We start from the raw sequence: 24,460 nt of genomic DNA on the forward strand, positions 1-24,460 counted from the left end.
ATACAGTCACATACTCAATCTATCATCTTTAACCTTTGACAGCTCCACCAGTGATACCTTCAACGTAATAACGTTGCATAATCATGAACATTATGGTGATTGGAATCGCGATGATGATACAACCGGCAGTAAAGGCCATGAACCATTGGTTAATCGTATCTGGAGCAGTCATTCTGAATAAACCGATGGCAACTGTATATTTTTGCACCTGGTCTCCAAGGATTACTCGAGCAAAGATAAAGTCCATCCAAGGTCCCATGAATGCCATCAATGCTGTATAAACAATGATTGGTTTTGAGAGTGGTAAGGTGATTTTTAAAAAGATATCTTTCCGTGTGGCACCATCTATCATAGCTGATTCATCCAACGAGTAAGGAATCGTATCGAAGAAACCTTTGGCAATGTAAAACCCTAAAGCTGCTCCGGCTGAGTAGACGATCACTAAGGAAATTAAACTTTGAGTCAGATTCATTGCTTTTAGGATGTAGTAGATTGCAATCATGCTCATAAACCCTGGGAACATATTCAACACTAACGCGAGTTTCAAGAAGCGATTGCGAAATTTGAATTTAATCCGAGAGAGGGTATAAGCCATGGCAACGGTAATCAGTGTGCTGATGATACAAGTTGCGGTTGCAACGACCAAAGTGTTCATAAACCAACGAGCAAATGGGAATGAGTCATTCGTAAACAGCATTTTATAATTGTCCAATGTAAATGATTTTGGAATAATGTAGCTCACAAAAGCCGTTCCTTCTGCTCTAAAACTAGTCAGAACAATCCAAAAAATTGGAAATAACCAAAGAATAACAAGGATGGTCAACAGAGCGTAAACACTATATATGACATGTTTCTTGTGCTTTCTCACTAGGATACGCCTCCTTGCTTATAAGAGTTTGTACGAGTGTAAACTAATAAACTAAAGAAGGCACTCAATACAAAGATGATAATACCGATGACACTGGCTAAATTATAGTCCGCAGCTTCTACTGTCAGTTTGTAGAGCCAAGTCACGAGTAGATCTGTCTCTCCTGCTTGGTAATACCTCGAGTTCGTTGGGCCTCCACCGGTCAATAGGTAGATAACATTGAAGTTGTTTATGTTTCCAATGAACTGTTGTATCAAAGTTGGTGTCATGATCAACAGGATTTCTGGAAACTCAATCGATTTGAAAATTTGGAACCGGCTAGCACCATCAATCTCTGCAGCTTCTATTTGATCTTGTGGTAAATTCATGATGATTGCGGTTGAGACGAGCATCGTCACTGGAATCCCAATCCACATGTTAACGAAAATAATACTGAATTTTGCCCAAGTTCCATCACTAAGAAACGGCAGTGAGCTATCGATCCAACCCCAATTTTGTAAAAGTGTATTGAGTGGACCGGCATCTGCTAGCAGGCTTCTCATGATCAATAAAGAGATAAACTGAGGAACAGCCATAGTAATCACGAATAATGTTCGCCAGATTTTTTTCCCACGAACCCCTTTAGTATTAATCAATAAAGCGAGTAGAATCCCAAAGATAAAACAAGTAAAGGTGGCAAAAACTGCCCAAATTAATGTCCAAGATAGTAATGGGAAGAATGTTCCCGCCATTCTACCGGTCAGTATACTCGAGAAATTTTGAAGGCCAACCCATGAAAAAAGATTCTTAGGTGGTAAGTGGTTATGATCATAACTAGTAAAAGCGATAGAAATCATATAAACCAATGGCAAAATAGTGAATACGATTACCCCAATGATTGGAATAAACATTAAAGTCATATGGAAACGACTATCGTAGAGTGTTTTTAAATCTTCTATAAAGGTCGGAATCGGTTTATTGTCACGATTTAGTTTATATAGTCGCCTAGCACTCTTTAGATTGCACCAGTAGACATAGAGAAATACAAGACAAAATATGATCGAGGCTAATCCGAAAATAAGGAGGATCATCGAGTTGTCCCCAGCAACGGGGACATTCATCTCGATACCATCAACCACTTGTTTTTGAACGCCTTGTGCAGTAGTTCCTAGTGTTATCAATCCATGGATAGAAGGAATAACTTGTGTCACAAAAGTGATCACAAACAAGATTTCTGTCATCAGGAATAGAAATCCTTTAATAAATTGTTTATTGAGAAAATTACTGGCTCCCATGATAAAGAAAGAGAGCTTTGTTTTAATGCCGCCATGTTTAAAAGCATCAAGCATACTATTCGCTTGGCTTTTTATCGTAGTGTCCCCCATGGCAATCTCCTTTCACAGCTTGTCCAGTGTTATTGGCCTGAAATATCCTTAACGAGTTGATCAAGTTTTTCTTGGAATTGATCTGGTGTGATCTTACCATTGTAAACGTCAGTCAAAACGGCTGCAGAAGCTGTCCAGAAATTATTCATTTCAGGAATCTTTGGCATAACAACAGAGTAATCAGAACCACTCATTGTAACCACTGCATTTGCTAACTCATCATTTGTCACATAATCTGCAGTTTGAATTTCTTTATTAGATGGAATGATATTCCGACTGGCATCTTTGAATTGAATTTCTTGGAAATGAGCGCCAGAGAGATAAGCAGCAAGTTTATATGCTGCTGCTAAACGATTTGTGTCTTCTCCAGAAGGAACAGCATTGACAGCGTATAATTTAACCCCTAGGAAAGCTTTTTGTTGCACATCTTCTCCACCAATGTTGATAGTTGGATAAACACTGATGCCTAATTTGTCTTCGCCGATTGCTTCAATTGCTTTTGCTTTATCCCAAGGACCAGATTCAAATGAAGCGATATCGCCACTTGCAAATTTAGAAATGGTGTCGTCTCCCACATTTACAAAACCACTATTATCATTTTGATCAGCGATCCATTGTAAAACGGCAACCCCTTTATCATTGTTCCAATCTGTTCCTGTCACATCTTCACCAGATTCTCCAAATAAATGGTCACCTACTGACATGAATAACGGTGCTGTTTTATAAGCATCTACGGCTTTTAAGTTCATCCCCATAGTAGCTTTTGAAGTGATATCTTCATAACTTTTAACGTCTTCTTCACTTAATAGATCTTTGTTGTAGTAGAGCACTTGTGATTCAATCCCGTAAGGGAAGGCATACATTTTTCCTTTATACTCAGCTCCTACTACAGCACTTTCGATTTGCTCATCTTTGATTTGGGTTGCAAATTGTTCAGGGATTTCTTGAATGACGCCAGAGTCAACTAATTGACCTAGTTGATCATGCGGTAAGGCAAATATATCTGCTGCTGCAGATGGATCCTTTTTGACATTTTCTTGAGCCTTAGCATCTTCAGTTTCGATGACTTCTACTTTGATGTTTGGATTTTCGTCATTAAAATCTTTCAAACCATCTTCGTAGAATTTCTTAGAGTCGGTTGTGACCCACAGTTTTAACGAGGTTTCGGCTGCTTGATTATCTTCAGCATTCCCTCCGTTGTCAGCTGAGTCATTGTTGCCGCAAGCTGCTAGAGTAAGAGCTGCAACGCTTAGTGATAGACCACTCAATAGTTTTTTCTTCCAGTTTTTTGACACGATTAACACTCCTTTTTTTAGTAATGCTCCTTGATACTTCTATTATGCAAACGTTAGCATAAAAAGTCAACAAAAATATCTAAAAAAAACCCTAAAAACACCTAAAAGAATCAAAAAACATTAATTCAGGATTAAATAATCCTTTTATTACAACTATTAATGTTAATAATGGTTAGCTGTCACACCATTAATCGTAATACAAACGTTTGCATTAAATGTGCAATAATATATTGAACTTGCCCGTTTGATGTGCTATATTTTGCTTATTGAGATGTTTTTGATTAAAACATAAGCAATGCCGAAGAACTAGAAAATGACCTTGCTAAATTGAACCCCTTAAAGGAGAGTCGAAAAGATGAACTCAGCAGCTATTTACCACCGACCAGAAAGTGAATATGCCTACTTATATGATAGTGAAACGGTACATATTAGACTTAGAACAGCAAAAGATGATGTGAAACGAGTGAATCTGTTAGGAGGAGATCCCTACTCTTTAGCAGAAGAAAAGTGGTATGACAAGGCAATCCCTATGATAAAAGGACTGTCGACAGACGTCTACGATTATTGGACGATTTCCGTCACTGCCAAACATCGCCGACTGAGCTATGCGTTTACACTTTTAGGCGTTGATGGCTTATCCGCCTTTTATGGAGAGCATGGGGTATTACCTCTTGACGAGAAGTATATCAGCATGGCCAATAATTACTTTAGACTTCCGTATTTTCATGAAGTTGATCGGGCCAAATCGCCACAATGGGTTAAAGAAACGGTGTGGTACCAAATTTTCCCAGAAAGATTTGCTAACGGTGACGCCGGGAATGATCCTGAGGGAACGTTGAAGTGGGCTAGCAAAGCACCAGATAGAGAGGACTATTTTGGAGGTGACTTACAAGGCATTATTGACCATTTAGATTATATAGATGACTTGGGCGTCAATGGCTTATACCTCTGCCCCATTTTTAAAGCAAACAGTAATCATAAATACGATACGATCGACTACCTTGAGATTGACCCTGATTTTGGCGATAAAGAAACCTTTAAAAACCTAGTGGAAGCCTGCCATGAGAGGGGCATCAAAGTGATGCTGGATGCTGTGTTCAATCACATGGGAGATACTTCTCCACAATGGCAAGATGTCGTTTTGAATGGCGAAAAATCTCGTTTTGCAGATTGGTTCCATATCCATTCTTTCCCAGTTGCCTATACACCAACTGATGACTTTGAGTTTGCTGCTGATGCAACTTATGACACTTTCGCCTTTACACCCCATATGCCAAAACTAAACACAGCCAATAAAGAAGTAGAAGAGCATCTGCTTCAGATTGGTCAGTATTGGATCGAGGAATTCGATATTGATGGATGGCGTTTAGATGTTGCAAATGAGGTCGATCATCAATTCTGGAAAAAGTTTCATCAGATGTGTGTGTCATTAAAACCTGATTTTTACATCTTAGGCGAGATTTGGCACTCATCACAAAGTTGGCTTCATGGCGACGAATTTCACGCTGTTATGAATTATGCCTACACTGATGCCATATTATCCTACTTTATTAAGAAAGAAATTCCGCTCGACAAAATGATATCGGAAATGAATCAGCAACTCATGCTCTACAGGGATACAGTTAATCAAGTGCAATTCAATGTTTTGGATAGCCATGATACCCCTAGATTATTGACCCTTGCAAATGGGGACAAAGATTTGATGCGACAAGTGTTGGCATTCATGTATCTACAGCCCGGGGTCCCTTGTCTTTACTACGGCGACGAGATTGGATTGGATGGCGGGGCTGATCCGGATTGCCGTAAATGTATGATCTGGGACGACAAGCAACAAGATCAACAGTTGTTGACCTTTATGAAGGAATTGATTGCTTTAAGGCGGGCCTACCATAATTTATTGACTGAAGGTCAGTTGTTATGGACGCAGTTAGAAGATACTCCGGGATATTTGACTTTTTTGCGTGTTGATCCACTGACACATCTGAGCGTTGAAGGTGTATTTGTAACGAGTGATGATTCAGTAATAATCTCACTAACTAACAAGACAATTTTACTAGGCCAAGAATATGTGATCTCCGGGGACGACACAACTGTGACTATTTTTCAAAAAGGCTTTGTGATTATGCTAGACCAATAATTATCTAAAGAGGAGGCAAAGAGATGACTAAGACACTGTTTGATGTATTACCATGGCAATTAAGAACGAACAAACTTCATACGAGTGATTTTTTGTTGCAAGAATCTCTAACATCAATTGGAAATGGTTATATGGGGATGCGGGGGAACTTTGAAGAAACTTATTCAGGTGAGATGCACAAAGGAACCTATTTAGCAGGAGTGTGGTATCCTGATAAGACCAAAGTGGGCTGGTGGAAAAACGGCTATCCAGATTATTTTGGAAAAGTGGTCAATGCCGTCGATTTTATACCGGTCAACATCCAAATTAATGGAGTTGAGATTGACCTGTCACAGGTGACCTATCAGGACTTTGAACAAACCTTAGACATGCGAACCGGGGAATTGAAACGATCGTACAAAGTCGTATTGGGTGATGCTTGTGCTCTTATAACCTTCAAACGTTTTCTATCTTTAGCGGTCAAAGAACTGAGTTATCAAAAAATCAGTATTGCAGTGATAGAAGGTAGTGCAACGGTTACCTTAAAACCCTTAATCAACGGGTTCGTCAAAAATAATGATTCTAACTATGACGAGTTGTTCTGGAAAGTACTGGAAACTAGTCATAAACCACTTCCTTATCTCACCATGATAACAGTCCCTAATGCCTTTGGTATTGAGCAGTTTACAGTGACTGCAATGATGAAAAATGTTGTCACATTATCAGGCTCTGACCAAATGTTTGCAAAAGAGAGTTTACAAACAGATGAGCAAGTTGCTGAGATTTATCAGGCTCAATTGGCGAGTGGTGAATCAATCACCCTTGAAAAAGTAGTTTCAGTTGTCACGAGTAGAGATATTTTACCAAGCCAGCAAAAAGAGACAGCAGAAAGCTTAGTACACAAGATCCTGCCATATGATGAAGCCTTGGAAACCCAAGAAAGACTATGGGAAGAAAGATGGCAATTAGCTGATGTTGCGATAGAGGGCGACGTGAAAGCACAACAAGGGATAAGATTTAATCTGTTTCAATTGTTTCAAACCTATTATGGCGATGATGCCCGTTTAAATATTGGACCAAAGGGTTTCACAGGTGAAAAATATGGTGGGGCGACCTATTGGGATACAGAAGCTTATGCTGTTCCACTTTACTTGGCATTGGCCGACCCTAAAGTGACGCGAAACCTATTGGAATATCGTCATAGCCAGTTAAAAGGGGCCAAAGAAAATGCCGAAAAACTTGGTTTAAGAGGGGCTCTTTATCCAATGGTGACGTTTAACGGGGTAGAGTGCCATAATGAGTGGGAAATTACCTTTGAGGAGATTCATCGTAATGGTGCTATTGCCTATGCCATCTATAATTATACAAACTATACGGGAGATACGTCTTATCTCGCCCATGAAGGGTTAGAAGTATTAGTAGAGATTTCAAGATTTTGGGCATCTCGTGTGCATTATTCTACTGAGAAAGAACAATTTATGATCCATGGTGTGACTGGTCCGAATGAATATGAGAACAATGTCAATAACAATTGGTATACCAATGTTTTAGCAACTTGGGTCTTGAGATATACAAAAGAAGCTTATGAGAAGTATAGTCAATTACCAGATTTTAAAGCAACTGTCTTTTGCTCTCCTGAAGAGTTAGCTCATTGGGCCAATATTAGTGATAATATGTACTTTCCTTATGACGAAAAACGTCAGGTATTCGTGCAACATGATACATTTCTAGATAAGGAACTGATGCCTATCACAGAGCTTAAGGAAAGTGATCGACCACTCAATCAAAAATGGTCTTGGGATCATATTCTAAGAAGTTGTTTTATCAAACAAGCTGATGTCTTGCAAGGAATCTATTTCTTTGGGGATCATTATTCATTAGCAGAGAAGAAACGAAACTATCTGTTTTATGAGCCAATGACTGTTCATGAGTCCTCTTTGTCTCCTTCAATACACGCTATTTTAGCAGCGGAAATTGGTCTCTACGATAAAGCGATGAGTATGTACGAAAGAACCGCTCGTCTTGATTTAGATAATATCAATAATGATACTGGTGATGGTCTGCATATCACTTCCATGACAGGAAGTTGGTTAGCCATTGTTCAAGGTTTTGCTCAAATGAGAACTTGGAATGGCCAATTGAACTTTAGTCCATTTCTACCTAAAGGATGGGAGAGCTATAGTTTCCGCATTCTCTACCGTGAACGTTTATTGAAGGTGACAATCACAGAGACCGTCCGTATCGACTTGTTAGAGGGAGAGCCGTTGACCCTCACCCTTTATGATCACAATGTGGAGTTATCCGATCACATAGCAATGCCGATAGAAGGGGGAGTCCCATCAGATGTTTAAAGCTGTGTTGTTTGATTTAGATGGTGTTATTACTGATACTGCTAAATTTCACTTTGAAGCCTGGAAACAGCTAGCAAAAGGACTAGGAATCACTATCGACAAATCGTTTAATGAGCAACTAAAAGGTGTCAGTAGAGCAGACTCATTAAAGGGCATTTTAGCCTATGGTGGGATAGAGAAGCAGATCACACCTCAACACTTTGAAGACTTGCTGGCAGAGAAGAACCAACAGTATCTCAAATTGATTGATCAGTTGAATGAACAAGACATCCTGCCAGGAATACTACCTCTGCTGACCACACTTAAAGACCATGCTATAAAAATTGCCTTGGCTTCTGCTAGCAAGAATGGTCCGTTTATTCTAGATAAATTAGGGATCAGTTCTCTATTTGATACAATAGTTGATCCGGCAAAAGTCGCTCATGGTAAGCCAGCCCCAGATATTTATCTGGCTGCTGCAAAACAATTGGGTGTATTGCCAACAGAAGCAATCGGGATAGAGGATGCACTTTCAGGGATAGAAGCGATAAAGGGTAGTGGCGCATTACCAGTTGGTGTTGGACGACTTGAAGATTTAGGAGACGATATTGCAAGGGTTTCAAACACTCAGTTATTATCGTATAATTATCTTATTGAAATTTGGGATAAAGATCACCATAAATAGGGCAAATAGGTCAATAAAGAGGTTCATTTCAAAATGAATTAAAATACCAAAAGTCGGGGGGGTTGCTAGTGGCCGTCACAATCAAAGATGTAGCAAAGGCTGTTGGCGTTTCTCCATCGACAGTGTCGCGTGTTTTAAGTAATAAATCATCCATATCAGATCAAACAAAGCAAAAAGTGCTATCTGCTATGAAAGAACTGGGTTACGTTCCAAATGTTTCTGCTCAGAATTTGGTGAGGGGTTTAACTGATTCAGTCGGCGTCATTTTTCCTCCGATGGCTAAAGACGGCCGAATCGAGCAACAGTTTTATATGCAGATTTTGAGTGCCATTAATTCCGAAGCAAAATCTAAAGGCATTACCGTTGCAATTGCAACCGGGCAAACAAATGATGAGTTGATCGATAATGTAGCACTGATGTATAATCAACGGCGAGTCGATGGGTTTATATTGCTTTATTCTGTGATCAATGATCCCGTCAAAAGGTATCTTTCTCAAAACCATATTACCTACTCGGTGGTAGGTTCTCCGGTAGATCAAAATACTGCGGCACTCTACATTGATACGGATAACCAATTACTAGGAGCCAATATGGTCGACCATCTGTTCAGTAAGGGACATCAGCGGATCCTTTTTGTAACGGATAAAACGAGTGAGGGATTTGTAGAGCAACGTTATACTGGCTATTTTCTTCAAATGAGAAAACTTGGTGCCATACCGCATGAAGCTGTCTTGTTTAATCGTAAAGATCCTGAAACCCTTGACGCTTTTTACGAGAAGCTAATCAATACAAAAACAACGGCTGTAATCGTCATTGAGGATATCCTAGCGTTAAGAGTGATGCAGTATTGCCAGTTAGTCGGTTACCAAGTTCCGGATGATATCTCAATCTTGAGTATCAATAATTCAGACTTTGCAGAAATCATCCACCCCTATCTGTCGAGTTATGATGTCAGCATCGAAGATTTAGGGCGTATTGCTTTAAACGAGTTGGTCAAGCAAATCAGAGATCCAGATCAAAAAAGGTATGTTAAAATCATGGTTCCTCATCACTTGGTGGCAAGGGAATCAGTCCGAGATCTCACTAAAATTGATTATTAAGACTATCTCAATGAAGCTATCTCAATGAAGCTATCTCAATGAGACTATCTCAATGAGGCTATCCTGATAGAAACTGAAATGCTCAATTTTGAGTGTTTCGGTTTTTTTATGTTGTTTGTGAACCCAGTGATTTTTTTAAGAAGCTTACCACTAGCTGAAAGTCGTTGATTTATAACAGAATTTATAGCTATTTTGTATGCAGTGTTTATAGGGAAGATTTGGCGATGTCATGGAATAAAATCAGTTGAATTTTTTGAAATTAGGAGTATAGTTGACGTGGTATGCCATCTGTTTTCTATTATGATATATAATTCATTAGACAGTTGGTTAGATTTAGGAATTATCTTGTAGGAGGAGTTAATATGGACATTGTTACCTTGGCACGTTTTCAATTTGCCATGACAACAATTTTTCACTTTTTCTTCGTGCCATTTTCCATTGGCGTCGGTTTAGTCGTCGCTATTATGGAAACGATGTATGTGACAACGAAGAAGGATGTTTATTTACGAATGACGAAATTCTGGGGGAATATTTTGCTCTTGAGTTTTGCTGTAGGTGTTGTGACTGGGATTATTCAAGAGTTTCAATTTGGAATGAACTGGTCGGATTATTCTCGATTTGTTGGAGACATTTTTGGAGCACCGCTCGCTGTCGAAGCTTTATTAGCATTTTTTATGGAATCGACATTTTTGGGGTTGTGGATGTTCACATGGGAACGTGTGAGTGCGAAACTTCATTTATTGTTCATTTGGTTAGTGTCAGTAGCCTCGATTTTATCTGCCTTTTGGATTTTGATTGCTAATAGTTTCATGCAACATCCAGTGGGTTATACCATCCGCAATGGCCGGGCCGAGATGACTGATTTCAAAGCTTTATTGACCAATACTCAAGTCATCTACGAGTTTGGGCATGTGATTGCAGGTGCCATCACTATGGGCGGTATCATCGTAGCAGGGTTAGCGGCTTTTCAATTGCTCAAAAAGAATATCAAGGAACAAGACTTCTATCAAAAATCATTACGTCTTGGGTTAGTTGTTGCTTTGTTTGGGTCGGTAGCAGTATTAGGTGCTGGGGATGCGCAAATGAAGGCACTAATCGAGGATCAACCAATGAAATTTGCAGCAATGGAAGGTGCTTATGACGATACTGAAGATCCTGCGCCATGGACATTAGTTGGTTGGGCAGATGAGTTAGAACATAAGCAAGTTTTTGGGATTAAAGTTCCGTATATGCTTAGTATTTTGGCTTATGGAAAACCAAGTGGTTCGATTGAAGGAATGACTAGTATCAATGAGAAATTAGTTGCAGAATATGGCGACCGCAATTATTATCCGCCAGTTAATGCCTTGTTCTGGAATTTTAGGATAATGGCTGGCTTTGGAACGTTGATGTTATTAGTTTCTGGTCTTGGTCTGATTCTATCGCGCCGTAAGAAGGCTGTGTTATACGAAAAACGGTGGTTACTATGGGTCGTTGCATTGACAACCTTCACCCCATTTTTGGCGAATACAGCAGGTTGGTTGATCACTGAGTTGGGTCGGTATCCATGGACGGTCTATGGCCTGTTCACCATCGAAGATAGCGTCTCACCGAATGTTTCAGCCATGTCTTTATTGATTTCAAATATCTGTTACTTTGTGTTATACGCGAGTCTGGGTGCTGTGATGGTTTACTTAGTGATTCGTGAATTGAGAAAAGGTCCTGATAAACTTGAGGATATTCACTCTAGCAATTCACGGGATCAAGATCCATTCGATAGGGAGGCGCTAGTCAAATGAGCGGGTTACAATTATTTTGGTTTATTTTGATAGGAGTTCTCTTTTCAGGCTTTTTCTTCTTCGAGGGCTTTGATTTTGGCGTCGGGATGGCGGTACAGTCTTTGGCACACACAGAAGAAGAAAAGGATCAAATCGTTCAAACAATTGGACCAGTTTGGGATGGCAATGAAGTGTGGTTGCTAACCGCTGGAGGGGCGATGTTTGCCTCGTTTCCATATTGGTATGCTAGCTTGTTCAGTGGCTATTATTTGATTCTATTAATCATTCTAGCAGGTTTAATTATTAGAGGCGTATCATTTGAATTTCGTCATCGGATGCCAGAAAAGCAAAAACAAATTTGGAATTGGACCTTGTCGGTTGGCAGTTTTATCGTACCTTTTTTCTTTGGTCTCATGTTTGTCAGCATGATTCAAGGAATACCAATGGACGCAGATGGCAATGTTAGCGCGCACTTCTCTGATTATGTCAATGTATTTTCAGTGGTGGGTGGCATTGCCGTTAGTTTGTTGTCATATCTTCATGGCTTAAACTATTTAGCCTTAAAGACACTGGGTCGAGTGAGAGAACGCGCGAGAAACTATGCCACCTTTTTCTACTGGGTGCTCTATGCAGGATTGATTGTCTTCTCACTCTTACTGTTCTTAAAAACAGATTTTCTAGTGTTGCATCCAGCTGTTACGAGTGTGTTACTACTAGTTATTGTCCTTTTGACAGTGCTTGCGAACGTTTCGGTTGTTAAGGAAAAAGAAATGCGAGCGTTTCTTGCAAGCGGGTTAACGATGGTTGTCTTGGTGGCATTGATTTTCTCAGGGTTATTTCCAAGAGTCATGATCAGTTCAACTGCCAGTAGTAATGATTTATTGATTGCTAATGCTTCATCGACGCCGTATACATTGACAGTGATGAGCTATCTGTCACTGACTATTTTACCATTTGTCTTAGCATACACTGCTTTTAGCTATTATATCTTCCGTAAACGTATTGTTAGTGGACCAGTTCAATCGGAGGGGTACAAATGATTGACCGTAAACTCCTAAAACTTCCTAAAATGAAACAAGTGTTAGCTGTGCTTGCTGGACTTTTTGTCTTGCAAGCATTCTTTATCATTGGGCAAGCTGTTAGCCTGTCACAAGCTATCACTCATCTTTGGTCAGGTCAGTCACTCGTTAATCAGTACTACTGGATGATTTTTTTCTTAGTGACTTACACACTGAGACATGGTGTGAAATGGCTACAAGATATGCTGTTAGACCGTTATGCTACCGAACAAGCTAGTGCGCTTAGACAACAATTGCTAGTCAAAGTTTTTAGAGGTGGGCCAGCTATCATTCAAAAACATGGTACTGGAAATATGACGACATTAGCCTTAGACGGCATCGACAATGTGAAGAACTATTTAAAACTAATTACTGAAAAAATGATGAGTATGTCCATTGTACCTTGGTTTGTCCTAGTAACGATTTTTTGGTTAGATTGGCAATCTGGCGTGGTCCTTTTGCTTGTTTTCCCATTGATTATCTTGTTCATGATTATTTTAGGATATGCCGCTAAGAATAAGGCTGATAAACAATTTGCCAGTTATCAAAAATTAGCCAATCATTTTATGGATGCCATACGTGGTATTGACACCCTCAAACGTTTTGGTATTAGTCAGGACTATGGCAATAGTATTTTTAAGACAAGTGAGCGGTTTAGAGTAGCAACCATGAGTACCTTGAGAGTTGCTATCCTATCGACATTTGCTCTTGATTTTTTTACGACCTTATCGATTGCCATTGTAGCTGTATTGCTAGGTTTACGGTTGATTAACGGAGAGGTCTTCTTATTTGAAGCGTTGACCGTCTTGATCTTATCACCTGAGTATTTTTTACCAGTGCGAGACTTTTCTGGTGATTATCATGCGACCTTAGATGGTAAGAATGCCTTTCAGGCGGTCACATCTGTTTTGGATGAACCGAGCCAAGTTGCAAAGACAACGGCTATTAGTGAGTGGCACGACACTAGCAGCTTGGAACTTTCAGGGATCACTTTTAGCTATGATACTAGCCATAACACTAGTAGTAATGGTAGTTCAAAAATGGCTCTGAAGCAGATTGACTTGGCAGTAAGTGGTTATCAAAAAGTGGGGATCATTGGGATGAGTGGGTCGGGTAAATCGACCTTGATTAATCTATTGAGTGGTTTTTTGTCTCCAAAAGCTGGAGAAGTAAGACTAGAGGGTCAGGAAATTTCTTCTTTAAAAGAAAAACAATGGCAGCAACAATTAGCCTATATCCCACAGAACCCTTATATTTTTAGTGGCACACTTGCAGCCAATATGGCTTTTTATCATCCAGCAGCTACGAGGGAACAGCTCATAGAAGCTGCTCAGGTAGTTGGACTAAATGACCTAATTGCTGAACTGCCTGATGGTATCGATACTAAGATTGGAGAGGGGGAGCGCGCCTTAAGCGGTGGACAAGCTCAGCGGATTGCACTTGCTCGTGCTTTCTTAGACGCTAGTCGCAAGATTTGGTTGTTTGATGAGCCAACTGCTCACTTAGATATTGAAACAGAAGTAGAGTTGAAAGAACGGATGGTTCCTTTGATGACCAATCACCTTGTATTCTTTGCCACACACCGTCTGCACTGGATGAAACAGATGGACTATATCATTGTGATGGATCAAGGAAAAGTTGTTGAACAAGGCAGCCTCGAAAAGCTGTTGGCAAAAAATGGCGCTTTCTGTCAGTTATCAACCACATTGCGAGGTAATCAAAATGTTTAAAAATAGCTTAGGTGCTAGCTTAAAGAAAGATGATTGGGTCAAGCCTTATTTAAAACGATATAGGGAAACTTTATGTCTTGCCATCAGTCTTGGCTTTCTGACCTTTTTCTGTGGGAGTGCTTTGATGTTTAACTCGGGCTATCTCATCAGTAAAGCAGCGACACAACCAGAAAATATTTTGCTGATTTATGTGCCCATCGTTTTAACCAGAGCCTTTGGTATTGGTAGACCTGCCTTTCGTTATGTAGAGCGTTTAACGAGCCACAATTGGGTCTTAAAGATGACCTCTAATCTACGATTGAGACTTTATCGCGTGATTGAAAAAGAAGCTATATTCGTGCGACAAAAATTTAAATCAGGCGATATACTGGGATTACTAGCAGAGGATATCAACCATATCCAAAACTTATACTTACGGACGATTTTTCCAACAATCACTGCATGGCTACTATATACCGTCATCGTGATTGCATTGGGCTTTTTCTCGATATGGTTCGCAGCAGTCATGGCGCTGTTACTCGGTATTATTGTATTTGTATTGCCACTCTGGTCAGTTTTGGTCAATGGTGCGAGAATCGAGCAGCAAAAGGTTCAAAAGAAAGAACTCTATTCGACTTTGACTGACAATATCTTAGGCGTATCTGATTGGATTTTTGCTGATAGAGGTGAGGACTATGTTGCACTGTATACCAACAAAGAAGCACAATTGATCAATACAACGCACAAGATTGAACGCTTTAACCGCAAACGAAATTTTCTGGTCCAATGGATATTTGGCTGGATCGTTTTAGTGCTACTTCTCTTTACAGGGACAAGGTTTGTGGGCAATTATGACTCAGCTAACTGGATTGCAGCATTTGTGCTTAGCGTTTTTCCGCTGATTGATGCTTTTGCCCCGCTATCTATTGCTGCAGAAGAAACAACCAGCTATAAAGAGTCGATTGATCGATTTAATGACTTACCCAAACTGACTGACGACAAAGAGTCTTATCCAGAACTTGATGGCGAAATCACAATAGCTGTCAAAGACGTTAGCTTCCATTATTCAAATACCGCACAAGATGTTTTGAAAAAATTGACCTTAACGATACCTGCTCGGGAAAAATTAGCAATCCTCGGTAGAAGCGGTTCTGGGAAAAGTACACTCGCGACCCTTTTGAGAGGTGATTTAAAGCCGACCCATGGCGATATTTTCCTGAATGACCTGGCGGTAAGCGAACTTGGCGACTCTGTCCATCGCTACATTGGCGTACTCTCTCAAAACCCCTATTTATTCAACACAACGATATTAAATAACATTCGAATTGGCAATGAGAACGCTAGCAAGGCAGACGTTTGGACTGCACTTCAACAAGTTGGCCTGAAAGACCTGATTACTTCTTTACCTCAGGGATTAGAGACGATGGTTGATGAAGCTGGCAAGCGGTTTTCTGGAGGCGAACGGCAGCGTCTGGCCTTAGCACGGTTATTAATCCATGATGTGCCAATTATTTTGTTAGACGAACCAACAGTTGGTCTAGATCCCATCACAGAACAGGCCTTGATCGATACGATTTTCAAAACATTGGCAGATAAAACGATTATTTGGATTACACACCATCTACAAGGCATCGATGTCATGGATAAGGTTGTTTTCTTAGAAGATGGGACTCTAGAAATGTCAGGAACACCGTCTGAACTTCTCCAAAAAAATACCCATTACCAACGGCTGATAGCCATCGATAAAGGGCTTTAGTTTTAGCAATTTAGACTTATAAATTCAAGAGTGCCTCGATAATAGAGAATGAGTGATATGATGGAGGATGTGTTTAGCTTTTTGGTCTGGCAATTGTTCAATGGCTTTTATGGCTTTTTGAGTAAAGTCTACAGCATATTCTTTAGCTTTTTCCACACCACCATAGTCTACGACAAGCTTGGCGGTCGCTTTGGCATCAGCTTCACTAATATGTTGTCGTTTGTTTAAGTAAGGTGTAAATTTTTCGGGAGCAGCTTGCCTTGCTAGCAACAACGGTAGGGTATAAACACCCTGAGCAAGGTCTTCCAAGGCAGGTTTTTGGAGGATATCATCGCTTTCCGTATAGTCTAGGATATCGTCGAAGATTTGAAAAGCCATTCCAATATTTTTGCCGATGACTTCAGCAGCTTGTTCGACTGAAGCGCTACAACAACCGAAATGAGCCCCTTCTTTGCAGGCTAACCAAAACAATTCGGCTGTTTTACCCGTGATATTGTGAAGGTAGTCGTCAATACTCTCGTTTTGGTTATAGGTAGCATCCATTTGGTCGAGCTCTCCCAAGAGAATTCCTTTCATGGCCGCAGCATTGATGGCTAAGAAATCAGATCCATTCATAATCTCAATCACTAATTCAAAGAATTGGGTGAATAAGAGGTCGCCAGTGTAGACTGCAACGTCTTTACCATATTTAGATTGAATCGTGATCTGCCCACGTCTTAGAGGAGAGTCGTCAATCACGTCGTCATGGATTAAAGTTGCCATGTGTAACATTTCCAGGGATGCTGCAACTTTGATAAGTTGGTCTTTCTCTTGCTTATTTTTGTCCCCAAACTCTGACATTAACAGAAATAGAGCCGGGCGAAGCATTTTACCGCCAGAATTGGCAAAATCAGACAGAGCCCCTTGAATGGTCTTGTTACTGACTTTCATGCGGTCAAGAATCACTTGGTGGACGGTGTTTAATCTATTTTGTAAAGATGGGTAAAGGTTCCAGTAATCTAACATGAAATAACCCTTTCTCAATATGTAATGACAATCGATCTCTCTCATTCTACCTTATCGTTGTAATATTGACTAGCTTTTAACGCTTGGATATATTTTTGTTGTCTATAGTAAATTTACATAACAGTAATGCGAAATACCAATGCGAAATACCAATGCGAAAGACTAATGCGAAAGACTAATGCGAAAGACTAATGCGAAAGACTAATGAAAAAGACTAGTGAAAAAGACTAGTGATAAAGACTATAGAATGATAAAGGCTAAAGCAGAAAGACTGAAGAAAAATAAAGAAGAAAGGAGTTAACTGTTTTTGAAGTTATCTGTATTTTTGGAGCTTGTCGAATTTAAAGCCAAAACTGCCAGTGTTTTACCATTTTTAATTGGCCTTTGTTTTAGTATATTCCATTATCAATCGGTGCATATTGGCTATGTTAGTTTGTTCTTTGTGGCGATGCTTTTATTTAACATGGCAGTTGATATTTTGGATAACTATAATGACTATCGTCATGCAATAGCCGGACACGATTACAAAGAAAAAACGAATATTATCGGGCGGGAACACTTGTCTCTAAGGACTGTTTGGTCGCTAATGGTCGGAATGATCATCATTTCGGCAGGAATGGGTATTTGGTTGAGTACGCAAGTGGGAGCACCTATACTATGGCTGGGTATTTATTGTTATCTTGTCGGTATTTTTTATTCTTCTGGTCCAAGACCGTTATCAAGTCTACCCTTAGGCGAGTTCTTCTCTGGCTTTACCATGGGGTTTATGATTTCGTTGATTTGCGTCTACCTAAATACCTTTCAATTTTTTGATTGGTCACTAGAAAGTATTTTAGAAGTCTTTTTAATATCACTTCCTAATACCTTATGGATTGCAAATCTGATGCTCGCGAATAATATGTGTGATTTAAAAGAAGATGAACAGAATGAGCGATATACTTTGGTCCATTATTTTGGGGTGGAGAGGTCGAAGCTATTGTTTATAGGATTAACATTCCTGCCATTTGTGGCAATTTGCCTTGCAGTATGGTTAAAATTGGCGCCTATCACTAATCTACTAACTTTGCTAATACTACCTGTTATTGTGAAACAAGCTCGAGTATTCCTAAAAAAACAAGATAAAAAAGAGACCTTTCCATGTGCCGTAAAGATCCTAGCTATAGGGGCATTAACGTCTGTTTTAACTTACGGTCTTGGGCTTTTACTTATGAGTTGATTATTTGTGAAATAGCGGTATGATATAACCGTGAATTAATGAAGGGAAGAGTATAAATGAAGGAAGTAGTTATATTAGGGGCTGGCTATGCTGGTCTACGGGCACTACATGTGTTACAAGCAAGCAAAGAGGCGTTTCATATCACGTTAGTGGATCGGCATAGTTACCATTACGAGTCAACCAGTCTACATGAAGTAGCGGCCGGAACTCAATCTAAGGAAAAAATCACTTATGACATTCAAGATGTTGTCGATTCGCAAAAAACAACTTTTCTAGAGGATGAAGTGACTAAAATCAATCGCGACAGTAAGACCGTCCACTTAAAAAGTGGTAAGGAACTGACCTATGACTATTTAGTTGTATCATTAGGCTTTCAATCAGAAACTTTTGGTATTCCAGGTGCTAGTGAAAATGCCTTACAGATGGTGGATATTGATTCTGCCGTAAAGGTCAATGACCATCTCAAAGAAAAGATGGCTGAGTATGCTCAAACTAAGAATGAGGATGACCTAAAAATTGTCGTTTGTGGTGCTGGCTTCACGGGCATCGAGTTACTTGGTGCATTAGTTGAAAGTCGCCCTTCATTAGCTAAAATAGCGGGTGTTAAACCAGAAGAGATTCAATTGTATTGTATTGAAGCAGTGACACGGTTATTACCGATGTTTGATGAAAAACTGGGGAACTATGGCATAGATCATTTGGTTGATTGGGGAGTTCATTTTCTGACTGGGAAACCAATCAAAGAAATCAAGCCAGGAAGTGTCGTTTACCAAGTAGATAAAGAAACAGGTGCGACAGAAGAATTAGCTGCACAATCGATTATTTGGACAACCGGTGTCAGTGGTAGCCATGTCATGGCGGATTCAGATTTTGAACAAAGAAGAGGCCGGGTGATGGTAAGCTCTGATTTGACGGATCCAAGTCACTCAGAAGTCTACATTGTGGGTGATGTCTCTGCGGTCATGGACAAAGAAAGTAATCGTCCTTATCCGACAACGGCGCAAATTGCATTGAAGATGGGAGACTGGGCTGGTAAGAATATTTTGAGACAATTGAAGGGTGAAGCAACGCAACCATTCACTTTCAAGTCGTTAGGATCAGTCGCATCGATTGGTAATACACATGCCTTTGGTGTCGTCGGGAAAACACCTGTTAAAGGTTACCCTGCTTCGTTCATTAAAAAAGCGATTATGGATCGCTCATTATTTGAGACCGGTGGCGTGAAAGAAGTTCTCTCTAAAGGACGCTTTGATTTTTATCATTAAAATGGTGAGAGGGAACTATAGTAGTTTTGAGAATTATAATCTGAAATAAAAAATAAGAGCAAAGAAAATATAAGAGAAAATAAAAAGAAAAAAGCAAGGGAAAAAACAGATATTGCGAGGGTCGCAATGTCTGTTTTTTTTACGTAATGGCTTGAAGGTGAAGGCTTGTCCCACAACTTCTTGTCGGAGTTAAGAAAGTAGCTTCTTCGGACATAAGTCAATCTGCCTTGAAAATTACAAATTTTCAGTCATCTTGTCTTATGTCTTGAAGCTGACCACTTTTTTAAAAACCTTTTGTTGTCAGTGTGGTTCAAGCAGCTTTTTGTACATAAGTCGACCTAGCCCGAAAATTACAAATTTTCTGCTATCTCGTCTTATGTCTCAAAGCTGAACGCTTGTCCCACAACCTCTTTTTTAACAACCTCGTGTAGTTTCTCTTTCTACTATTGTTGTACCGAGGACTAGTTTAACGGGGACTGGGTTACTTTCCGTCATATGGGTCAATAGGAATAGGACTGCTTCTATGCCAAGGTAGTCGGTATAAACTTTGACGGAACTTAGCGATGGGATGGTGTATTTAGAGACAGAGCTGTCATTGAATCCCATGATGCTGATTTGTTCTGGTACGGGTATATGATGCTCTGTCAGTGCTTTTAGGACCCCGATTGCGATAGCATCACTGGAACAAAAGAGAAATGATGGTAATGACACTTCTGCTGATTGTTTTAATAGGGTATCCATAGCTTGATAGCCACCCTCAACGGTGAAAGGGCAGGTATGGATGAATGTCAATGGGTAGTCATTAAGACGGGCATAGTGTTTAAAAGCGGTCAAACGTTTATCTTCTAACAATTCACCACTGAATCTTGCCGTTTCTTCCCCAGAGATGATGCCAATAGTGTCGTGACCGCTTTGTTTTGCAAATTCAACGACTTGTTTGACGGATAGGTCAACATCAATTGTGACGGAGGAACAATGGTTCCCTGTTTGATCATCGTCAACGAAGATTAACGGTAACTGATACAGCTTAAGTTGTTCTACCTGTTGATCCGTAAATTTTCCAAGGGCAATGATGCCTTCTGTATCATTTGGTAAAGTTAGTTCTGAGGTCAAGACTGTCTTGAAAAGGTCACAATTGGACTCATTTACTTTTTTTTCAATGGACAGTGAAATCGATAAATAGAACAAGTCTTCGAGTTCTTCAGAATCGTCGTACCACTGCACCAACGCAATTTTTTTAGGCTTGAGCGTACTTTTTCGATTGTGTTTGGTGTAATTTAGCTGTTCAGCTGCTTCAAAGATTTGTCGTCGTGTTTTCGGGTTGACAGAGAGTTCACGGTCATAATTGAGGACGCGAGAAACAGTTGCTTGGGAGACGCCAACGCGTTCAGCTATGTCTTTGATAGTTGCCATTTCTCTACATCCTTTCTGCTTTTATAGTTTTCCAATTTTCCGGTTTTATAGCATTCTGGTTTGATAGCTTTTTTTGTGTGATTCTACCATAGAATCTACAGAGGGATTACTTGGGTCTGTGTAAGAACTAGCACTTTGCTCACTTCTATTGTATGCTCTGTAAACTATCATACTTTTTATTAGTTAAGCATTCAATGATGCGATAAAGTGTTTAAAAGCTGTTTGTCCTTCTGACGTGCGTTTGAAGACACCAGCATCTAGTAGTACGTTTTTAAAGACCTCACCCACAGCTTCTTGGACGATATGATGGACATTTTCCGAAGTGATTGGCTCGTTTTTTTGCGCATAGTGGGTCTTGATACCAGTTGCCCAGTTTTTGTGATAGTCAGCAATCTGATTATCTTGTTCAAGCAAGTAACGACTCACTACTTTGAGTTCATCTTTTAGTCGAGGAGGTAGTATTGCTAGTCCCATGACTTCAATTAGTCCGATATTTTCTTTTTTGATATGGTGCAATTCAGGATGGGGATGGAAGATACCATCTGGAAACTCATCTGATGTATTATTATCCCTTAAGACCAGATCTAACTCGTATCGTTCTCCTTTTCTTCTGGCGATAGGTGTGATCGTGTGATGAGGTGTCCCGTCAGCAGAATGAGCTGAAACGGAAACTGATAGGTCAGAATACTGCCGCCATTCGTCTAGAATGAAAGTAGCTGCTGCAATGAGTTCTTCTTTGTCTGCGCCATTTAGTCGAATCACAGACATTGGCCATTTAACGATGCCGCAAGTCAATGTTGGATAAGCGGAAAGGGTAAATGGTGTTTCAATTTCTGCTTTTTCCATCGCAAAGTGATGATTGCCACCTTGGTAATGGTCATGGCTTAAGATAGAACCGCCAACGATCGGTAGATCAGCATTTGAACCGACAAAGTAGTGAGGCAACCAGTCAGTGATGGCTAACAGGCGCTCAAAGGTTTGTTGTGACACTTGCATCGGACGATGGGTATCTGAGATAAAAATAGAGTGCTCATCGTAATAAGCATATGGCGAGTATTGAAAGCCCCAAGTTTCATTGAGTAAGGGAAAGCGGATGATCCGATGGTTTGACCGTGCGGGATAGCCCAGTCGCCCTTGATAGCCTTCATTTTCAAAACAAAGCATACATTTGGGATAGCTTGGTTTTTCGGTTTGCCTTGCCAGAGCAATCGCTTTTGGATCTTTCTCTGGCTTAGAGAGATTGATCGTTATTTCTAAGTCGCCATAATCGGTAGTGACGGTAAAAGCCTCGTTTTTAGCTATAGCGTCTTTTTTGATATAGTCGTTTGTGAGACAGAGGTCGTAAAAGTACTGTGTCGCTAATTTAGGGTCTTTTTGATAGGCATCATTAAAGAGGTGGTTGACTTGACTAGGTGTCGGAGTCACCAAATCCATTAGTTGTCCTCGCAAAATATCCCTTTCAGAAATACCATCTGATATTGTTCCGTTTTCAATAGCACGATCAATCAGTTGGTCTAAAAGAACGATTGAGGAACTTTTAAGCGTTTTTAGTTCTTCCTTTGTTTCCTGAGCGGAGTCACTATAGTCTTGATTAGCACCTTTACTAGCATGCTTTTGATTTCCCTCTTGGTATTCATCATCTTCTGGGAGAGCTAGGTCTCCAATCAAGGCCAATATGCGATTTTGAACGTAGAGATGATCTAATGGCTCAAAACGACCTAGGGTTATGGACAAAGCAACAAAATCATCAATGGTTTGTCTGAGAGACATCTATTTTCCTTCCTTTGCTTGTATTCACTCAAGTTTCTGTGCTTGGTTAGAGGAGTAGACTCAGAAGATAGCTTGAATAGTAGTTAAGCTATCTTCTGAGTTGTCCCTAAGCGCTGATGGTGATCACCAGTCTAATTTCTTGGCACCTGTTTCAATATGTGCTGGATAGAAGGTCGCCTCATAGCCGATCTTGTCTTGATAGGCTTCTCCAACTTTTGCTTCAAAATCTGCTGTGTTGGCTTCTTTCACTAGAGCAATAGCACAGCCACCAAAACCTGCTCCGGTCATACGTGCACCAAGGACGCCAGGTTGTCGTCTCGCCACAGCTACTAAGGTGTCCAACTCTTTTCCGGTGACTTCATAATCATTTTTCAAAGAATCGTGTGACTCGTCCATTAATTGACCGAAAGCAGTTAGGTCGTTCTTTTTAAGGGCATCTTTAGCTTTTAATGTCCGTTGGTTTTCATAGACAGCGTGTTTGGCTCTTTTTTCAAGAATGTCATCATGGATAAGATCACGATTTGCTTCAAACGTTGGAATATCTAAATCGCCAAGTGACGAGATCGATAGTTTCGTTTGCAGTCGTTTTAAAGCTTCCTCACACTCGCTACGACGTTCATTGTATTTAGAATCTGCAAGTTCGCGCCGTTTGTTCGTATTCATGATGATGATGCAATAGTCCTTTAGTTTGATAGGAACCAATTCGTAATCAAGCGTATGACAATCTAATAGAATTGCTGTATCTTTTTGGCCCATCCCAACCGCAAATTGGTCCATGATACCAGAGTTAACCCCAATAAAATCATTTTCGACCTTTTGTCCCAGCTTGATCAGTTGAATCCGATCAACGCCTAAGTCATAAGCATCATTGATCGCAACACCAGTCAATAATTCGATAGAAGCCGAAGAAGAGAGCCCAGCACCATTAGGAATGTTACCGTAGACTACCATATCAAAACCGCTGGAAAGAGGTTTGGCAGCTTCGGTAAGATATTTCACCATTCCTTTAGGGTAATTTGCCCAATTGTCAGCCTTATCGTAGTCTAAGTCTGAAAGAGAGAAAGTAATCACGCCTTTGGCTGGAAAGTTTTCGGAGTAGACAGTAACAAGATCATCCTCCCGTTTTCTAAAAAGGGCATAAGTCCCAAAGGAAATCGCACATGGGAATACATTCCCACCGTTATAGTCGGTATGTTCACCAATTAGATTGATTCTACCAGGCGCAAAATAATAGTTTGTTGACTGAGTATCAGATTGACTGCGTGAAATGTGGCCCGCTTTTGTGAGTTTTTGGTAAGTTTTGTCGAGTTGTTCTTTGATTGACATATCTTTTCATCCTCCTAGTAAATGTTTAGTAAAATATTTATCCCTGTTACTCTTTATTGTAATGATGTTTTTGTTGTTGTCAACCAAAAAATAAAAGGGCTTACATTATGCGGGGTTAATTAAGCTATCGGTAGAGTGGAATAGTTGTGTCAACTTTTTTAGCCTCTATTTTAGTCTTTACTTAAGATGTATTATAATTACTCACTTGAGAAATAAAAATAGCTGAGAAGCAAATAACATTTTAGTCAAGTCCATAATCTTGTGTAAAATACACTACAATGTTCAACCTTCTCTCACTGATCAAATTTAAGATACTTTCTGGTCGAGCCAAGCCATTCTTCGTGGGTATCTATCAATAAAGCACCAACCAATCGGTTGGCAGAAGCACGGTTAGGAAAGATGCGAATGATTTTCTCTCTTCGACGAA

General features: G+C 40.0%; 18 protein-coding genes. 10 read left to right on the forward strand and 8 right to left on the reverse strand.

Annotated elements, in window-relative coordinates; genetic code table 11:
- Nucleotides 1-28: 28 nt before the first annotated feature.
- The 3 genes from H541_RS0104425 to H541_RS0104435 are packed head-to-tail and all read right to left on the reverse strand — an operon-like array spanning nt 29 to nt 3,527.
- Complete coding sequence (locus H541_RS0104425; protein WP_022796137.1) at nt 29-868, reverse strand: sugar ABC transporter permease; 840 nt, start codon at nt 866-868, stop codon at nt 29-31.
- Nucleotides 868-2,232 (reverse strand): carbohydrate ABC transporter permease, encoded by a 1,365-nt coding sequence (locus H541_RS0104430; RefSeq protein WP_022796138.1) that lies wholly within the window; start codon nt 2,230-2,232, stop codon nt 868-870. Before H541_RS0104430 ends, H541_RS0104425 begins: the two co-directional genes overlap by 1 nt.
- Before the next feature lie 29 nt (nt 2,233-2,261).
- Complete coding sequence (locus H541_RS0104435) at nt 2,262-3,527, reverse strand: extracellular solute-binding protein (RefSeq protein WP_022796139.1); 1,266 nt, start codon at nt 3,525-3,527, stop codon at nt 2,262-2,264.
- Between the two features lie 355 nt (nt 3,528-3,882).
- Between H541_RS0104435 and H541_RS0104440 the strand changes: the two genes are divergently transcribed.
- The 8 genes from H541_RS0104440 to cydC all read left to right on the forward strand — a co-directional run bounded on the left by H541_RS0104440 (nt 3,883) and on the right by cydC (nt 16,038).
- Nucleotides 3,883-5,664 (forward strand): glycoside hydrolase family 13 protein, encoded by a 1,782-nt coding sequence (locus H541_RS0104440; protein WP_022796140.1) that lies wholly within the window; start codon nt 3,883-3,885, stop codon nt 5,662-5,664.
- Nucleotides 5,665-5,687: 23 nt separating this feature from the next.
- Nucleotides 5,688-7,994: a family 65 glycosyl hydrolase domain-containing protein gene (locus H541_RS0104445; protein WP_022796141.1), complete on the forward strand. Its 2,307-nt coding sequence runs from the start codon at nt 5,688-5,690 to the stop codon at nt 7,992-7,994.
- Nucleotides 7,987-8,658 carry a beta-phosphoglucomutase gene (pgmB, locus tag H541_RS0104450; protein ID WP_022796142.1) on the forward strand — a complete coding sequence of 224 codons (672 nt, stop codon included), beginning with the start codon at nt 7,987-7,989 and terminating at the stop codon, nt 8,656-8,658. The genes H541_RS0104445 and pgmB overlap by 8 nt, the downstream gene beginning before the upstream one ends.
- Before the next feature lie 68 nt (nt 8,659-8,726).
- Nucleotides 8,727-9,758, forward strand: coding sequence for a LacI family DNA-binding transcriptional regulator (locus H541_RS0104455; RefSeq protein ID WP_022796143.1), 1,032 nt, complete (start codon nt 8,727-8,729; stop codon nt 9,756-9,758).
- A gap of 362 nt (nt 9,759-10,120) precedes the next feature.
- Nucleotides 10,121-11,536, forward strand: a complete 1,416-nt coding sequence (locus H541_RS0104460) for a cytochrome ubiquinol oxidase subunit I (protein WP_022796144.1) — start codon at nt 10,121-10,123, stop codon at nt 11,534-11,536.
- Nucleotides 11,533-12,555, forward strand: coding sequence for a cytochrome d ubiquinol oxidase subunit II (gene cydB, locus H541_RS0104465; protein ID WP_022796145.1), 1,023 nt, complete (start codon nt 11,533-11,535; stop codon nt 12,553-12,555). The genes H541_RS0104460 and cydB overlap by 4 nt, the downstream gene beginning before the upstream one ends.
- Complete coding sequence (gene cydD, locus H541_RS0104470) at nt 12,552-14,303, forward strand: thiol reductant ABC exporter subunit CydD (RefSeq protein WP_022796146.1); 1,752 nt, start codon at nt 12,552-12,554, stop codon at nt 14,301-14,303. Before cydB ends, cydD begins: the two co-directional genes overlap by 4 nt.
- Complete coding sequence (gene cydC, locus H541_RS0104475) at nt 14,296-16,038, forward strand: thiol reductant ABC exporter subunit CydC (protein WP_022796147.1); 1,743 nt, start codon at nt 14,296-14,298, stop codon at nt 16,036-16,038. The genes cydD and cydC overlap by 8 nt, the downstream gene beginning before the upstream one ends.
- Nucleotides 16,039-16,062: 24 nt before the next feature.
- On the opposite strand, the gene H541_RS0104480 is transcribed toward cydC, so the two are convergent.
- Nucleotides 16,063-17,043: a polyprenyl synthetase family protein gene (locus H541_RS0104480; protein WP_022796148.1), complete on the reverse strand. Its 981-nt coding sequence runs from the start codon at nt 17,041-17,043 to the stop codon at nt 16,063-16,065.
- Nucleotides 17,044-17,350: 307 nt separating this feature from the next.
- On the opposite strand from H541_RS0104480, the gene H541_RS0104485 reads away from it, so the two are divergent.
- Nucleotides 17,351-18,259: a prenyltransferase gene (locus tag H541_RS0104485; protein WP_022796149.1), complete on the forward strand. Its 909-nt coding sequence runs from the start codon at nt 17,351-17,353 to the stop codon at nt 18,257-18,259.
- A 56-nt stretch (nt 18,260-18,315) separates the two neighbouring features.
- Nucleotides 18,316-19,524 (forward strand): NAD(P)/FAD-dependent oxidoreductase, encoded by a 1,209-nt coding sequence (locus H541_RS0104490; RefSeq protein WP_022796150.1) that lies wholly within the window; start codon nt 18,316-18,318, stop codon nt 19,522-19,524.
- Nucleotides 19,525-19,938: 414 nt separating this feature from the next.
- Here H541_RS0104490 and H541_RS0104495 read toward each other — a convergent pair whose 3' ends face one another.
- From H541_RS0104495 to H541_RS13170, 4 genes are all read right to left on the reverse strand, one after another.
- Entirely contained in the window at nt 19,939-20,937 is a 999-nt protein-coding gene (locus H541_RS0104495; RefSeq protein ID WP_022796151.1) for a LacI family DNA-binding transcriptional regulator, read from the reverse strand.
- Nucleotides 20,938-21,120: 183 nt separating this feature from the next.
- Entirely contained in the window at nt 21,121-22,707 is a 1,587-nt protein-coding gene (gene galT, locus H541_RS0104500; protein WP_022796152.1) for a UDP-glucose--hexose-1-phosphate uridylyltransferase, read from the reverse strand.
- A 123-nt stretch (nt 22,708-22,830) separates the two neighbouring features.
- Nucleotides 22,831-24,033, reverse strand: coding sequence for a galactokinase (locus H541_RS0104505; protein ID WP_022796153.1), 1,203 nt, complete (start codon nt 24,031-24,033; stop codon nt 22,831-22,833).
- Nucleotides 24,034-24,326: 293 nt separating this feature from the next.
- A partial coding sequence (locus H541_RS13170) for a transposase (protein ID WP_022796154.1) occupies nt 24,327-24,460 on the reverse strand: 134 nt, incomplete at its 5' end.

Source organism: Bavariicoccus seileri WCC 4188 (assembly GCF_000421665.1).
GTDB classification, from domain to species: Bacteria; Bacillota; Bacilli; order Lactobacillales; family Aerococcaceae; genus Bavariicoccus; species Bavariicoccus seileri.